General features: G+C 68.9%; 2 protein-coding genes. Both read left to right on the top strand.

The genetic code is table 11. The annotated features are described in order from the left end of the window. Nucleotides 1-322 precede the first annotated feature (322 nt). Nucleotides 323-1,036, top strand: a complete 714-nt coding sequence (locus tag CM1CMNOD_RS19690) for an NADPH-dependent F420 reductase (protein WP_013875348.1) — start codon at nucleotides 323-325, stop codon at nucleotides 1,034-1,036. 555 nt (nucleotides 1,037-1,591) lie between these two features. Beyond that, nucleotides 1,592-2,639: PAS domain-containing protein (locus CM1CMNOD_RS19695; protein ID WP_242625472.1), on the top strand; the 1,048-nt coding region annotated here is incomplete at its 3' end.

Raw genomic sequence — 2,639 nt, forward strand, 5'->3', positions numbered from 1 at the left:
GGCCGGGACACGGCAGCCGACCGCCAGAAGATCATCCATGTCTCCCGTGTTCGACCGGACGGTGTCGTGCCCTGCCCACCACCGGTACGGCTCCGGTCCACGGTCGCGACGGGACGCCGCCCGCGATTCCTCCCCGGCGCCGCTCCTCCCCGGCGCCGCCACCCGCGCCACCCACGAGACCGCACCGGCAGTGCTGTTTTCAAGGTGTTCATCCTGCTCGCAGGCTTTTGCCCCGGCCACGGCAACGGGTGCCGGGCCAGGGGCCGCCAGGGTGGCCCGTTCCCGGGAATGCCGATCGGAGAGCTGATGGTTGGGGCCGGATATGACAACCATTGGATTGATCGGTAGCGGGAACATCGGCAGCACGCTGGCCAGACTGGCCGTCACGGCCGGATATGACGTGGTCCTGAGCAACTCGCGAGGGCCTGAGACGCTGAAGGAGCTGGTCGACGAGCTGGGCCCGCGCGCCCGCGCCGCAACCCCAGGCCAGGCCGGGGAAGCCGGGGACCTGGTGGTCGTGACAATTCCGCTGCGGGTCTACCGCAGCGTGCCCGTCGAACCACTTGCCAACAGGACTGTCATTGACACCAACAACTACTACCCGCAACGAGACGGGCAGATCCCCGAGCTGGACGACGAATCGACCACGACCAGCGAGCTCCTCCAGAAGCACCTGCCAACGTCCAAGGTCGTGAAAGCGTTCAACAACATCTATTTCAAGCATCTGCTGTCGCTGGCCCGGCCGGCCGGGACGCCCGACCGCAGCGCCCTACCGATCGCCGGGGACGACGCGGACGCGAAAGCGGCGGTGACCGCCTTCCTGGACGCGATCGGCTACGACGCCGTCGACGCCGGCCCGCTCTCCGAAGGGTGGCGTTTCCAGCGCGACACCGCCGCCTACGCGACCCTGTACTTCGACCGAAGCTCGGCCAGCGGGCAGGACGGGTTCCCGGCGGCGGGAGTACCGGCCGATGCCGCGACGCTCCGCGCGGCTCTGGCCGCTGTCCGTCGTTATGCCGACACCGGCGGAAACTGACCCGGAACGACTGGACAGAACGTACGCCGCCGGCGGTGATCGGCGGCGGCGTACGGCGGCCATGCCCCAGTGCCCGGTATCCCCCTTTCCACCGGATCTCCGGCCAGCATCCCCGCCGGACTTCCAGCGAGCGCCACTCGCACCGTCATCTCGCGGCAGCGCAGGCCCGCGCGGATCTCGGTCGTGACAGCGCGAGTCGCCGGTCACGCCGAGCGGAAGTCCCGCCTACCCGCTCAGTACTCCATCCACCCCCACCGCCGGGCATCCTGATATGTCCATCGAAAGCGGCCGACCACCTGGTGGCGGTAATGGCACATTACGTGACCGTCAAACGCCATGTTGCGGGACGACGCGCGAAAGTGCACGAACCATGCCGGTGATGCTGGTCAGCGCGCGGAATCGCGGGCGCCCGAACCTGCGAACCAGGTGGTAAGAAGGCCCGGAAACGGAAATGAAAAGGCGATGAGGAGGTAAGTAGGGTGTAGACGATGCCGGTTCGTCCACGGCCTCATGCGAAGGCGGGATCCGATGAACGGTGACAGACCGTGTACCGACATGCCGGCTGACCGGTCCGATGAGCGACCGCTCGACCGGCTGGCGGGGTGCTCGGACGTCCACCTGGCAGGGGGCAGCGTGACAGCCGCGGTGGACGCGCACGGGATCGTGACAGGCTGGAGCGAGAGCGCATACCAACTCCTGGGCTACACCCCGGCGGAGGTCATCGGGACGGCCGTGGGCACACTGCTCGCCGATGCGCTGCCGCCGCCGGCCCGGCATGCTGTCGCGCACGGGCAGGGCTGGCAAGGACTGGTCACCGTTTGTCACCATGACGGCCGTATCCTCCCGCTGGGGATTCGCGCCTATCCCCTCCTGGACGCCGCCGGTGCTGTCACCCTGTGGTACTTGGCCGTGCTCCACACCGGCCTCGCACCCGTCCGGGCTCCTTCCTCGGCCTCTCATGACAGGCAGGCGTGTCATGACAGGCAGGCATGCGACCCGCGGGAGCCGCGGGAAGCGGGGGAGACACCGGTGGACGACCGGCCTCTGATCGACTGGGCGTTCATGCAGGCACCGATCGGCCTGTCGCTCGTCGACACCGAGATGCGGATCCGCCGGCTGAACACCGAAACCACCCGCATGATCGGTAACACCGACACCGACCTGCGCGGCCACCGGCTGATGGACGCCTTACCCCACCCCGCCTACCAGGCAACCTGGGACCATCTCCGCCACGTGATGGCCACCGGCCGATCCGCCCGCCACGAAAGCTTCAGCCGCGCGCAGGGCGAGACCCGCAAACGCGCCTGGGCGGTCCGCACCTCCCCGGTCCGCGACCCCGCCGGCCGGATCCACGGCGTGTTCACCGCCGCCATCGACATCAGCGAACAGTACTGGGCCCAGCAACGCCTGACCCTGCTCAACGAGGCCACCACCGCCATCGGCAGCGCCCTCGAGGTCGACCGCACCGCCCAGGAGTTCGCCGACATCACCGTCCCCCGCTTCGCCGACCAGATCAGCGTCACCCTCCTCGACACCGTCTACCGCGGCAGCGAACCCACTCCTGGCCCGCTCAGCGCCCCGTTCCCCCTGCGCTGTATCGGCT

The organism is Protofrankia symbiont of Coriaria myrtifolia (genome assembly GCF_900634755.1).
GTDB lineage: Bacteria > Actinomycetota > Actinomycetes > Frankiales > Frankiaceae > Protofrankia > Protofrankia coriariae.

Bases quoted from the DNA above. Each gene is read 5' to 3' on its own strand.
- CM1CMNOD_RS19690 (WP_013875348.1), top strand. From the start codon at position 323: ATGACAACCATTGGATTGATCGGTAGCGGGAACATCGGCAGCACGCTG.